Below are 12,597 nucleotides of genomic sequence, written 5' to 3'. Positions count from 1 at the left end.
CTTAGCCACTCACTCCTCGAGCGTCATCCGATCCAGCACCCACATCTCCGGCCGCGTATCGCCGGTGAACCATACGCACAGGTCCGCCTGCGCCGGGGCGCGCTTGAGCGGCACGGTGATGTCGACGAAACCATCGGGGTCGAGCTTGCCCGGCATCGGCACGGTGGCCAGCGTGGGGCCCTCGCAGCCGTTGCGCACCACCAGTTCGCCGTGGGCGGTGCTGGCCGGCTTGAAGCCGCGATGGGACTCGTCGTGGGCCAGCTGGAACAGGTAGGGCAGGCGCCCGGCGCGTATGCGCAGGCTGCGGATCTGGCGCAGGTCGGCCTGCTTCCAGGTCCAGCACGGGTTGAAGATGTCGACGTTGAAGATCTCGCGCGGCCCCTCGCGCGGGCCGTCGTCCTCCAGGCGCAGCATCAGCTGGTTGGTGCACATGGCCAGCTCCTCGTCGCTGCGCGTGCGCAGCGAGGCCGCGCTGAGCGCGCGCGAGGTGGCCGGTGCCAAGGCCTGCCCCTCAATAAACACCTGCGCCTGCACGGTGGCCGGCAACGTCAAGGCCAGCGGCGCGCTGTACAGCGGTGAGGCGGCCGTGGGGGCGCTGCCGTCGGTGGTGTAGCGCAGCGGGTAGCCCAGTGGCTCGCTCAGCTGCACGGTCGCCTTGCCCGCACGGGCATCGCCCTGCACGGTGAACTGCGCCTGGAACGGCGTGGCGGCGTAATCGATGCCCAACGCCCGGTAGTGCGCCAGCAGCGCCGGCAGGCGTGCCAGGAAGCTGGCGTAGTCCTTGTCGGCCTGCGGGCTCCACGCGGTCTCGGCCAGGGCCGCCAGGCGCGGGAAGATCGCGTGCTGCACGCGCGCGAAGCTGCGCATGTGCTCGGTGAAGGTGTTGGCCTGCACGCCGATGATGTGCGTGCGCTGCTGCGCATCCAGCGCGCTCGGCACCGGCTCGAACCCGTAGACCTTCTCCAGGTCGATCGTCGCCGGCCGGCCCGGCGGCTCGTCGGGCGAGCGCGTCTGCAGGTAGTCCAGGTACAGGTGGGTGACCGGCGACATCACCACGTCATGGCCTTGCCGGGCCGCGTCGATGCCGCCCTCGATGCCGCGCCAGGACATCACTGTGGCCTCCGGCGGCAGGCCGCCTTCCAGGATCTCGTCCCAGCCGATCAGCCGGCGCTGGTGGGCGACCAGGAAGCGCTCCATGCGCTTGATCATCCAGCTCTGCATTTCCATCTCGTTGTTCACGCCCAGCGCGCGCATGCGCGCCTGCATCTTCGGCGAGGCCTGCCACTGGTCCTTGACCGCCTCATCGCCGCCGACGTGTACATAGCGCCCGGGAAACAGGTCGATCACCTGCGCCAGCACGTCCTCGATGAACTGCATCGTCGGCTCGTCGGCGTTGAACAGGTTCGGATACACGCCCCACTCGTTGCCCACCTTCAGCGGCGTGTCCAGCATGCCCAGCTGCGGGTAGGCGGCAATGGCGGCGGTGGCGTGGCCGGGGATGTCGATCTCCGGCACGACCTCGATGTGCAGCTTGGCCGCATACGCCACCACCTCGCGGATCTGCGCATGGGTGTAGTAGCCGCAGTAGGTGGCCGGGCTGCCATCGGCGGCCTTGCCGGCATCGCCGGCGGGCACGCGACAGCTGCCGACCTCGATCAGCTTGGGGTACTTGTCCACCGGCATGCGCCAGCCCTGGTCGTCGACCAGGTGCCAGTGGAAGGTGTTGAGCTTGTGCACCGCCATGGCATCGAGCAGCGCCTTGATCTCATCGACCTGCTGGAAGTGGCGCGCCGAGTCCAGCATCAGTCCGCGCCAGGCAAAACGCGGCGCGTCCTCGATTTTCACCGCGGCGATCGGCCTGGGCTGGCCAGCCTCGCCCGTGGGGATCAGCTGCCACAGGCTCATGGCGCCGTAGAACAGGCCGCGTGGATCGGCCGCGCGCACGGTCGCGCGCTGTGGCGTGACCTCCAGGGTGTAGCCCTCGGGCGTGCTGGCGGCCTTGCGGTCCAGCACGAACACGATGCGCTTGTCCTTGCCGCCGGTCTTGCCGTCCTGCGCCAGTTGCGGGCCGCCGCTGCGCGCCAGCAGCGCCACGAACTGCGCGGCGGCGGCCTGCGCGTCCGGGCCGGCGCCCACGCGCACCTGCGCATCCAGCAGGAACTGTCCTTCACCGGCCTGGGCATGGGCCGGGGCGGGGATCAGCGGCGTCGTGGCGGCCTGCGTGGTGGACAGCAGCGCCAGCGGCAGCAGCGCGGCCAGCAGCCAGCGGGTGGAGCGTGGGCATCGCATCGAATCGGTTCTCCATGTGCGTCGACGCGCCAGGCGCATCGTCATTGGACTGTAGCGTGTCTGCGGGAATCGCCTTGACGCCCTGCAACGCATGCGGGCGGCAGGCGCGTGCGCGGTGCGCACCGATCCCCAAAACAACCACGGGCCCGGCGAACCGGGCCCGTGCAGTGTTCCGTCACTGTGCGGCGAGACTGCGTCCTTAGAACTTGAAGTTCAACGTCGCCATGTAGCGCGGGCCACTCTTGTAACGACCGGCGATGTGGTCCTTGTCGCCCAGGTACTGGAAGTACTCCTCGTCCAGGAGGTTTTGCGCATCGATCTGCAGCGACAGGTTGTCGGTGAAGCGGATGCCGACGCTGGCGCCCAGCTCGGTGTACGCGTCGACCGAGGCCGGGGCGGCGCCAGCCACGTAACCGCCGGCCAGGTAGCTGGAACGGTGGTTGTAGGTCAGGCGGGCGTTGACGATGCCCTTGTCGTAGTACGGGCTGATGGCAAAGCTCGTCTTGGACTGGTAGGGCAGCGGATCGCCGGTGTTGTTCTCGCCATCGGCGTAGGTGAAGCTGGACGTCACGCCGAAGCCGCTGTCGCCGAAGGGCTGCTGGAAGCTGGCGGTGAAGCCCTTGACCTCGCCTTCGCCGGCATTGCGCGGACGCTGGATGCTGTAGTCGCAATAGCCATCCGCGGTGCAACCGCGCGAGCCGACGTAGTTGGCCGCCCAGTCAGCCGGGGAGGTGTCGCGGATCGAGTTGTACTGACGCTCGACGACAGCCGAGGTGTCGATGTAGTTGTCGATCTTCTTGTAGAACACCGACCACGCCGCAACGGCCTCGGTGTCGAAGTAGTACTCGGCCGAGACGTTGAAGTTCCAGGACTCGTACGGCGAGAGTTCGGCATTGCCGCCGCTGCCGGTGAGCTGGGTATCGTTGAGGAAGGTGTTGTTCACCATCTGGTTGTACGGCGCCCAGGCGATGACCTTGGCCGCGGCGAAGCGGAACACCCAGTCGTTGCTGGCATCGAACACCAGGTTCACCGAGGGAAGGAAGAAGTCCTCGGTCTTGCTGCGGGTCTGCCACTTGCTGTCCAGGTCCTCCAGCGTGGGCGTGCCGCTGTAGACGAAGCCGCTGCCATCGGTCTTGGAGCGCACGTAGCGCACGCCGAAGTTGCCGCGCAGCGCGCCGTCGGTGGCGAAGTCCATCTGCACGTAGCCGGCGGTGTTGGTCTGCTCCAGCGCCCAGGTGTTGTTGAGGTAGCTGCCCGGATCCTGTGCATCGAAGGCATAGTTGATGTTGCTGCCGCGGATCCAATCCAGCACGTTGCCGCGACCGGCCTGGATATGCTGGCCATGGTCGGGAGAAAAGCCCTGAATGTCGGTCAGACCGATCGTACCGACGTCGGCGAGCGAACCGGGACGCACCCCGCCGAACACACCGAGCTGGAAAGACTCCTCGTGCTTGGCCTGGCGCACGCCGAAGGACAGCTTGTTGAATGCGCTATCGAACATGACGTTGAAGTCGGCCTGTCCATAGGTGTCCTTGCTCTCGGTGGAGAAGATACCGTTGTTACCGAACCAACCGCCGGCCGAGTTCCAGTTGGCGGGGTCGCGCGCAGCGGCGGAATCGTCGAAGGTAATGCCGCGGTTGAGGTCCCAACTGAAGCCGCCGTTGTAGAACGGCTCGATGAAGAACTGCGACATGTTCTTGTTGTCGGACTTGCTCTGGCCGACCTGGCCGCTCACGCCCCAGCCCTCGCCCTTGAACGCGCCGCGCAGGTCCAGCCCCTTGGTGGTGACTTCGGACTCACGCACGTTGTTATCGTAGATCACCGTGCCGCTGTTGGCCGCCGCGTTGGCGGTGGAATGTCCACTGGTGACCACGCCGTTCGGACCTTGGTTGAGCTGGTCCACGGCGTTCTGGGTGCCCGGGTTCCAGGTCAGGAAGCTGTACATCGACTGGTTGTAGTTGTCGAAGTTTTCCTTGATGTACAAGCCGCTCAGGTTGAACTCCAGTGCATCGGAGGGCTTGAGCTGCAGGTTGACCACGGCGCTGTCGCGCTTGCGGTCCTGCTGGAACCACGCCGCGTTGACCGAGTTGGGCACATCGGCGTTCGGGTCCAGGCCCGCGGCGGCGGCGTTCGGGAAGGACGAGGCCTTGGCGTAGCCGAACACTTCCATGCCCTGGCGGTCCACGCGCTCCTCGTAGTGCTGCGCCGAGGCGGTGACGCCGAAGGTTTCCTGGTCGTTCTTCCAGCTGTAGAGCACCGAGGCGTTGGGCTTGCCTTCGCTGGCCTGTTCGCTATAGCTGTAGCCGACCGACGCGGCGATCTCGTTGGCCTTCAGGTCCAGCGGCTGGCGGGTATGCATCAGCACGGTGCCGCCAAGGCTGCCTTCGGTCAGGCGCGCTTCGGAAGACTTGATGATTTCGGCGCGGCCGAGGATCTGCGGTGCCAGCAGGGTGTAGTCGAAGCCACGGTTGGGCTGTTCGCCGTACAGCCAGATCGCCTGCGCCACCGGGTGGCCGTCGATGAAGGACAGGTTGAGGCTGGGATCGGTGCCGTCGATGCTGACGCGTTCGCCCTGGCCGAAGCGGCGATCCAGGGTCACGCCCGGGATCTGCGAAAAGGCCTCGGCCACGTTGGTGCTCGGGAACTTGCCGATGTCTTCAGCGGTGATCGCCTCTGACACGGTGGTGTTGTAACGCTTGGTATCCAGCGACTTTTCGAGACTGGCGCGGATACCGGTCACCACCACGGTGTCCAGATCGGTCGCCTGCGTGGTGCTGGCCTGCTGCGCCTGCGCAGCGAACCCGATGCTGGTCAGGATCGCCGCGGAGAGGAGGGACTTCTTACAGTTCATGATGCTTCCCCATCACTGTTGTTGAGTGGTGGCAGCGCGCTGCCAGTGCCTGTGCGTGGTACGACGGTCTTGCCGATCCTTCACTGCCTGCGTGCGAACGCCCCCTGGCGCCCGCACGTGATCTGCTCATGCGTGTTGCGTCTGGCCGAGGTACCAGTTGGCGGCACCCAGAACTCCCAGTTGTCCGTGCTCGACCAGTCGCACGGGAATGCGCTCCAGCGCCGCTCGCATCGGTCCCTTGTTGAGGAAGCGCTCGACGAAGCGGCTCTGCAGCAGGAACTCGCGGATCTGCGGCAGGATCCCGCCGGCCAGGTAGACCCCGCCGGTGATGCCGTACAGCAGGGCCATGTCGCCCACGGCGCTGCCCAGGAATCCGCAGAACACCTCGAGCGCCTCGCGCGCCAGCGGGTCATCGCCACGCGTGGCGGCGGCGGTGACCTCGCCGGGCGTGGCGTGCGCCGGTGCCTGGCCCCGCAGTTCGCACAGCAGGCCGTAGAGATTGAGCAGGCCCGGGCCGGACAGCGCCGATTCCACCGGGACGTGCGGCTGCCGGGCCAGCATGCGCTCCAGCAGCGCCAGCTCCAGCGGGTTGCCCGCGCTGAGCGCGGCCTGTCCGGCCTCGGTGGCCAGCACGGTGGCGCCGTGGGCGTTGGGGATCCACACCGCCGCACCCAGGCCGGTGCCAGGTCCCAGCACCAGGGTCGGGCCGCGCTCGGAGGCGGTGGCCGGGCCGGTCAGGCGCAGCACCTCGTTGTCGCCCACCAGCGCCGCGGCGTAGGCCACGGCTTCGAAATCGTTGACCAGCCGCAGGTCGCGCAGCCCCAGGCGCTGCTGGATCTCGCGCGGGGACAGCCGCCAGGGCAGGTTGGCGGTGATCACCGTGCCGTCTTCCAGCGGAAAGCCGGCGCTGGCGATCACGCCGCACTCGGCGGTGCCGCCATCGAGCGTACCCAGGAAGTCGCCGATGATCTCGGCCAGCCCCGGGTAGGCCGCGCAGGCGTACTTGCGGTAATTGACCACGTCCACCGGGCGCGCGGCGTCGCCGGTGGCGTGCACCAGGCCGATGCGCACGTGCGTGCCGCCGACGTCGGCCGCGATGAACGGCTGGCGCGAGGAGGCGAGGGTGGAACCGGAGGTGGCGTTGGAAAGCACGGATCGTCCCCGATGGCGGTATGCGGCCCTGGACAGCGGCGCCGCCGTGGCATGACCTGGAGTTTTGCGATCCGCTGACAACGTTGTCAACAGATCGTCATGATTTTTTTACATGACGCCAACGTCAGGGATTCCCGGACACAGGGGGTGCCTGAGCGCGGTCCCTCGGTCGGCGCTCCTTATTGTTTTGAAGTCGCTCCTGGAATCGGTTGCAGCCGTGCGGCGTGCTACGACCAAAGGCGAATGCACTTGCGCTCGATGCGGCGCGGTCCAACCCTCGCTCGCAAGCGCGAGGCTTGGCAAAGCCGGCGCCCTTGTGACAACGTTAGTCCCGCATGTCCACCACAGGGGTCTTCGGGGAAGATCCCAGTCCTGCCGGCCTTCCGCGGTACCGGCGTCCTACCGGGTCGTGATCCATGTCAAACCGAAACACCTCCGCCCTGGCCGTGACCGGCCTGCTGTTCTTCATCATCGGTTTCTTCACCTGGATCAACGGGCCGCTGATCACCTTCGTGCGGCTGGCCTTCGACCTGAACGAGGTCAACGCCTTCCTGGTGGTGTTCGTGTTCTACATCTCCTATTTCGTCCTGGCGCTGCCGGCGGCGGCGGTGATGCGCGCGACGGGCCTGAAAAAGGGCCTGGCGCTCAGCCTGCTGGTGATGGCGGTGGGCGCGGCGATGTTCGGCCAGTTCTCCACCCAGCGTTGGTATGCCGGCGCGCTGTCGGGGCTGTTCGTGATCGGCGGCGGCCTGGCGCTGCTGCAGACGGCGGTCAATCCCTACGTGAGCATCCTGGGGCCGATCGAGACCGCGGCCCGGCGCATCGCCGCCATGGGCCTGTGCAACAAGATCGCCGGCATCCTGGCGCCCATCGTGATCGGCTCGCTGGTACTGCACGGCATCGGCGATCTGTCCGCGCAGGTCGCCGCGGCCGATGCGGCAACCAAGGCGCAGTTGCTCACCGCCTTTGCCGCGAAAATCCACGGCCCCTACATGACGATGGCCGGCGTGCTGGTGCTGGTGGCGGTGTTCATCGTCTTCTCGCCGCTGCCGGAACTGAAGAGCAGCGAGGCCAACGCGTCCACCGATGGCGCAAGTGCGCGCGGCAGCATTTTCCAGTTCCCGCATCTGTGGCTGGGCGTGCTGTGCCTGTTCGTCTACGTCGGCGTGGAGGTGCTCGCCGGCGATGCCATCGGCACCTATGGCAATGGCTTCGGCCTGCCGCTGGACGAGACCAAGTTCTTCACCTCCTTCACCCTGGGCGCCATGCTGCTGGGCTATGTGGTGGGGCTGGTGACCATCCCGCGCGTGTTTTCCCAGCAGGCCTATCTGGCCGTCTCGGCGCTGTTGGGCGTGGCGTTCGCCATTGCCGCACTGCTGACCCATGGCTACGTGTCGGTGGGGTTCGTGGCCGCGCTGGGCTTTGCCAACGCGATGATGTGGCCGGCGATCTTCCCGCTGGCGATCAAGGGCCTGGGTCGTTTCACCGAGACCGGATCGGCGCTGCTGGTGATGGGCATCGCCGGCGGCGCGCTGATCCCGCAGGCCTTCGCCGTGCTCAAGCAGCACTACGATTTCCAGTGGGTGTTCGCCGGCCTGGCCGTGCCCTGCTACCTGTACATCCTGTTCTTCGCGCTGCGCGGCTACCGCGCCGGACAGCGCTTGGCAGGCCGGGGCTGATTGGCCTCCTCGCTCCATAGGATCCCCATGCGCCGACCCACGATCAAGGACGTTGCCGAACGCGCGAAGGTCTCGCTGAAGACCGTCTCGCGGGTGATCAACAACGAGCCCTCGGTGATGCAGGGCACACGCGCGCGCGTGCTGCACGCCATCGCCGAGCTGGACTACGAGCCCGACCCGGCCGCGCGCAACCTGCGCAGCGCCACGCCCTTCGTGATCGGGCTGGTCTACGACAACCCCAACCCGTACCACATCATCGGCGTGCAGAACGGCGTGCTGGCCGCGTGCCGGGAGACCGGCTTCGGCCTGCAGATCCAGCCCTGCGATTCGACCTCGCCGCTGCTGGCCGAGGAGCTGGCCGAGTTCGTGCAACGCTCGCGCCTGGCCGGGCTGGTGCTGACCGCGCCGATGTCCGAGCGGCCCGAGCTGATCGCCGCGCTCAGCGCGCGCGGGGTGCAGCTGGTGCGCATCATCGCCGCCACCGAGGACCCCGGCGACGGCCCGCCCTGCGTCTACGTGGACGATCGCGATGCGGCCTACGAAATCACCGAGCACCTGATCCAGCTGGGTCACCAGCGCATCGGCTTTTTGATGGGGGGGATGGCGCATCGCTCCTCCACCGAGCGCCATGCCGGCTACGAGCAGGCGCTGAAGGACTACGGCATCAGCCCGGACAAGCACCTGGTGATTCCCGGCGACTACACCTTCGACGATGGCTTCCGCGGCGCGCGTCGGCTGCTGGCGCTGCGCGAGCCGCCCACGGCGATCTTCGGCTCCAACGACGAGATCGCCGCCGGCGTGCTGGCCGCGGCCAAGTCCGCCGGCATGAACGTGCCCTACGACTTGTCCATCGCCGGCTTCGAGGACAGCCCGTTCTCCAAGCAGTCCTGGCCGCCGCTGACCACGGCCAAGCAGGCCACCGAGGACATCGCCAAGCAGGCCGCGCGCCTGCTGATCGCGCGCCTGCGCCAGGACGCCTACGCCGATACGCCCATCGCCCTGCACAACCAGGGCTTCACGCCGCAGCTGGTCGTGCGCGGTTCCACCGCCCCGGTGCGCCCCGCGCGCGCCGAGGCCAAGACCCAGAGTGCCTGATTCGACGCCTATGAATTCCGCCGCACCGCTGCCGCAGGCAGACCAGACCCTGATGTTCAACGAAGCCGCCTCCACCGGCGATGTCGTGGCCGCGCAGTTCGCGCGCAACCACGACACGGTGGCGGCGCTGGCCGCCGAACTGCGCGCCAACCCGCCGCCGTTCATCGCCACCTGCGCGCGCGGCAGCTCCGACCACGCGGCGACCTTCGCCAAGTACCTGTTCGAGACCCAGCTGGGCATCGTCACCGCCTCGGCCTCGCCTTCGATCGGCTCGGTCTACGCCGCGCCGTTGAAGCTGGCCGGCGCCTTGTTCATCGCCATCTCGCAGTCGGGCAAGAGCCCGGACCTGCTGCGCAATGCCGAAGCCGCCAAGGCCGCCGGCGCGCGCGTGGTGGCGCTGGTGAACGTGGAGGATTCGCCGCTGGCGCAGCTGGCCGACACGGTGATCCCGCTGTGCGCCGGCCCGGAGAAGTCGGTGGCCGCCACCAAGAGCTACCTGGCCTCGCTGGCGGCACTGCTGCAGCTGGCTGCGCAGTGGTCGCGGGAGCCGAAGCTGCTGGCCGCGCTGGAGACCCTGCCGCAGGCCCTGCGCAGCGCCTGGCAATCGGACTGGTCCAGCCTGACCACCGGCCTGACCGGGGCGCACAACCTGTTCGTGCTCGGCCGTGGCCTGGGCCTGGGCGCGGCGCAGGAAGCGGCATTGAAGTTCAAGGAAACCTGCGGCCTGCACGCCGAGGCCTATAGCTCGGCCGAGGTGAAGCACGGGCCGATGGCGCTGGTGGGTGAGGGCTTCCCGGTGCTGTGCTTCGCCCAGCCCGATGGCACCGAGGCCGGCACCCTGGCCCTGGCCGAGGAGTTCCGCGGCCGCGGCGCGCAGGTGTGGGTTGCCTCGGCCCACGGCGATCTGCCGCTGGCGGCGCCGCCACATCCGGCCTGCGCGCCGCTGCTGACCATCCAGAGCTTCTACAAGGCGATCAACGCCCTGGCACTGGCGCGTGGCCACAATCCCGACGTGCCGCCGCATCTGAACAAGGTCACCGAAACCGTATGAGCACGTCCTTCGCCCTGGTCAACGCGCGCGTCCTGGCGGCGCAGGGACTGATCGAGGAGGGGGCGGTGGTGGTTCGCGATGGCCGCATCGCCGCCGTGACCGACACCGCCGGCGCCAAGGCGCACACCGATGACCTGCGCGACCTGCAGGGGGCCTGGCTGGCGCCAGGCTTCATCGACATCCAGGTCAACGGCGGTGGCGGGGTGCTGTTCAACAACACGCCCACCGCTGCAGGCATCGAGGCCATCGGCAAGGCGCACCGCAAGTTCGGCACCACCGCCTTCCTGCCGACCCTGATCAGCGACGGCGCGGACGTCATGCGCACGGCCATCGACGCTACGCGCCAGGCCATCGCCCAGGGCGTGGATGGCGTGCTGGGCGTGCACCTGGAAGGGCCGTACCTGGCGCCGGCGCGCAAGGGCACGCACGACATGCAGCGCTTTCGCGTGCCCGATGCCGACGAGATCGAAATGGTCACCGCGCTGGACAACGGCCTGACCCTGCTGACGGTGGCACCGGAAGTGATCGGCCCCGAGCGCATCGCCGCGTTCTGCGCGCGTGGGGCGATGGTGGTGGCCGGGCACACGGCGGCGACCTACGAGCAGGTCCGGGCGGGCCTGCAGGCCGGCCTGCGCGGCTTCACCCACCTCTACAACGCCATGTCGCCGCTGCAGGGGCGCGAGCCGGGCGCGGTGGGCGCGGCGCTGGAGGATGCCGACAGCTGGTGCGGGGTCATCGTCGATGGCGTACACGTGCATCCGGGCTCGCTGCGCGTGGCGCTGGCGGCCAAGCCGCGCGGCAAGGTCCTGCTGGTGACCGATGCCATGCCGATGGTGGGCGATGCCAGCCCCAGCTTCGACCTCTACGGCGAGACCATCACCGCGGTCGATGGCGTGGTGCGCAATGCCGCCGGTTCGCTGGCCGGCTCGGCGCTGGACATGGCCAGCGCGGTGCGCAACAGCGTGCAGCTGCTGGGGCTGTCCCTGGAGGAGGCCGTGCGCATGGCCGCGCTGTATCCGGCCCAGTTCCTCAAGCTGGAGCACGAGCGCGGCAGCATCGCGCCGGGCCTGCGCGCGGACCTGGTGGCGCTGGATGCGCAACTGGGCGTGGTCCAGACCTGGATCGGCGGCCGCGCCAGCGCGGCCTGACCGGCATGCACGCAAGACGGTTCGATTCGGTCGATGCCCTGCGCGGCATCACCGTGGCGGCGATGCTGCTGGTCAATAACCCCGGCGATTGGTCGCACGTCTACGCGCCGCTGCTGCATGCGCACTGGCATGGCTGCACGCCGACCGACCTGATCTTCCCGTTTTTCCTGTTCGTGGTGGGCGTGTCCATCGCCCTGGGCATCGTGCCGCGGGTGGAGGCTGGCGGTGCGCTGGGCGGCCTGCGGGGCCGTATTGCCTGGCGTGCGCTGAAGATCGTGCTGCTCGGCCTGGCCCTGCACGCGGTGGCGATGTGGTGCCTGGACAAGCCGCACTTCCGCCCCTGGGGCGTGCTGCAACGGATCGGGCTGTGCTTTTTCGCGGCCGGGCTGCTGGCGACCTGGGCCAGGCCCTTGTCGCTCGGCGCGCTGGCCATCGGCCTCCTGCTGGCCGACTGGGCGCTGATGGCCCCATCCGGCTACGCACCGTTCACCAATCTGGCCAGCCGGCTGGACACTGCGCTGCTGGGACCCCTGGTGTACGAGTTCGATCCCGCCACCGGGCTGGGTCATGACCCCGAGGGCCTGCTGAGCACGCTGCCGGCCCTGGCCACGACCCTGCTGGGGGTGGTGGCGGGGCAATGGTTACGGCTGGGGCGCAGTGCCTGGTTGCCGGTGGCCGGACTGATGCTGCTGGTGCTGGGCGCGGCCTGGTCGCCGTGGTTGCCGTTCAACAAGAATCTATGGACGCCCTCGTTCGTGCTGTGGACCGCGGGCTGGGCGCTGCTGGGCTTGTGGTTGTTCCACCAGCTGATCGATCGCCGCGGGTTGCCGCCGCTGGGCAAGGCGTTCGGCATCAACGCCATCACGGTGTATGCGGGTTCGGCGCTGATGGTCTATGCGCTGGCCGGGCTGGGCTGGTGGGAGACGATCTATCGCGTCGGCTTCGCCGACTGGATGACCCCGCGCTTCGGGCCCAAGCTGCCTTCGCTGGCGTTCGCGTTGGCTTTCGTTGGCGTGTGGTGGTGCGTCGCGCGGTGGATGCAGCGCCGTGGGCTGGTGATCAAGATCTGACTGGTCGCGCTGCCGAGTCAGCGTGTTCGGAGAGAGTTCCTCGGCAGGGCGACGAGATCGCTGCGCGCCTCTGCAGTCCCTTCTCCCACTGGCGTGAGTTGGATGGCGAAGCTGTTGCCGTTGCCGTTGCCGTTGCTGTTGCTGTTGCTGTTGCTGTTGATCTTCGCCCTTGACCTTTGGAGCCGTAAAGCTCGCCGAGCACCGGAGGAAAAAACGGGCGAAGAGGCGCGCCTGTTTGAGCGAAGCGAGTTGAGCGCCGTCC

The 12,597-nt window shown here is 68.2% G+C and carries 8 protein-coding genes; 5 read left to right on the top strand and 3 right to left on the bottom strand.

Features of this window, described 5'->3' with window-relative positions; all coding sequences use genetic code 11:
• Nucleotides 1–9 precede the first annotated feature (9 nt).
• The 3 genes from EPA99_RS17705 to EPA99_RS17695 all read right to left on the bottom strand — a co-directional run bounded on the left by EPA99_RS17705 (nucleotide 10) and on the right by EPA99_RS17695 (nucleotide 6,292).
• Nucleotides 10–2,289 (bottom strand): beta-N-acetylhexosaminidase, encoded by a 2,280-nt coding sequence (locus EPA99_RS17705; protein ID WP_241688457.1) that lies wholly within the window; start codon nucleotides 2,287–2,289, stop codon nucleotides 10–12.
• Nucleotides 2,290–2,488: 199 nt separating this feature from the next.
• Entirely contained in the window at nucleotides 2,489–5,140 is a 2,652-nt protein-coding gene (locus EPA99_RS17700; RefSeq protein ID WP_129472587.1) for a TonB-dependent receptor, read from the bottom strand.
• Nucleotides 5,141–5,266: 126 nt separating this feature from the next.
• Nucleotides 5,267–6,292 (bottom strand): glucokinase family protein, encoded by a 1,026-nt coding sequence (locus EPA99_RS17695; RefSeq protein ID WP_241688456.1) that lies wholly within the window; start codon nucleotides 6,290–6,292, stop codon nucleotides 5,267–5,269.
• Nucleotides 6,293–6,708: 416 nt separating this feature from the next.
• Here EPA99_RS17695 and EPA99_RS17690 point away from each other — a divergent pair, with 416 nt between their 5' ends.
• From EPA99_RS17690 to EPA99_RS17670, 5 genes are read left to right on the top strand one after another with little or no spacing between them, the layout of a single operon-like run.
• Nucleotides 6,709–7,971 (top strand): sugar MFS transporter, encoded by a 1,263-nt coding sequence (locus EPA99_RS17690; RefSeq protein ID WP_129472585.1) that lies wholly within the window; start codon nucleotides 6,709–6,711, stop codon nucleotides 7,969–7,971.
• Between the two features lie 27 nt (nucleotides 7,972–7,998).
• Nucleotides 7,999–9,066 carry a LacI family DNA-binding transcriptional regulator gene (locus tag EPA99_RS17685; RefSeq protein WP_129472584.1) on the top strand — a complete coding sequence of 356 codons (1,068 nt, stop codon included), beginning with the start codon at nucleotides 7,999–8,001 and terminating at the stop codon, nucleotides 9,064–9,066.
• 10 nt (nucleotides 9,067–9,076) lie between these two features.
• Complete coding sequence (locus EPA99_RS17680) at nucleotides 9,077–10,117, top strand: SIS domain-containing protein (protein ID WP_129472583.1); 1,041 nt, start codon at nucleotides 9,077–9,079, stop codon at nucleotides 10,115–10,117.
• Nucleotides 10,114–11,265 carry an N-acetylglucosamine-6-phosphate deacetylase gene (nagA, locus tag EPA99_RS17675; protein ID WP_129472582.1) on the top strand — a complete coding sequence of 384 codons (1,152 nt, stop codon included), beginning with the start codon at nucleotides 10,114–10,116 and terminating at the stop codon, nucleotides 11,263–11,265. The genes EPA99_RS17680 and nagA overlap by 4 nt, the downstream gene beginning before the upstream one ends.
• A complete protein-coding gene (locus EPA99_RS17670) occupies nucleotides 11,262–12,335 on the top strand; it encodes an acyltransferase family protein (protein ID WP_425479243.1) in 1,074 nt (357 codons plus the stop codon). Before nagA ends, EPA99_RS17670 begins: the two co-directional genes overlap by 4 nt.
• The last annotated feature ends 262 nt before the right edge of the window (nucleotides 12,336–12,597 follow it).

The sequence above is a fragment of the Pseudoxanthomonas composti genome, from assembly GCF_004122095.1.
In the GTDB taxonomy this organism is placed as follows: domain Bacteria; phylum Pseudomonadota; class Gammaproteobacteria; order Xanthomonadales; family Xanthomonadaceae; genus Pseudoxanthomonas_A; species Pseudoxanthomonas_A composti.
Note: the sequence above shows the minus strand (reverse complement) of the source record. Positions and strands in the feature narration are given on the sequence as shown.

Coding starts and splice junctions, on each gene's coding strand:
- EPA99_RS17705 (WP_241688457.1), bottom strand. CDS start 2,289: ATGCGATGCCCACGCTCCACCCGCTGGCTGCTGGCCGCGCTGCTGCCG.
- EPA99_RS17700 (WP_129472587.1), bottom strand. CDS start 5,140: ATGAACTGTAAGAAGTCCCTCCTCTCCGCGGCGATCCTGACCAGCATC.
- EPA99_RS17690 (WP_129472585.1), top strand. CDS start 6,709: ATGTCAAACCGAAACACCTCCGCCCTGGCCGTGACCGGCCTGCTGTTC.
- EPA99_RS17685 (WP_129472584.1), top strand. CDS start 7,999: ATGCGCCGACCCACGATCAAGGACGTTGCCGAACGCGCGAAGGTCTCG.
- EPA99_RS17680 (WP_129472583.1), top strand. CDS start 9,077: ATGAATTCCGCCGCACCGCTGCCGCAGGCAGACCAGACCCTGATGTTC.
- nagA (WP_129472582.1), top strand. CDS start 10,114: ATGAGCACGTCCTTCGCCCTGGTCAACGCGCGCGTCCTGGCGGCGCAG.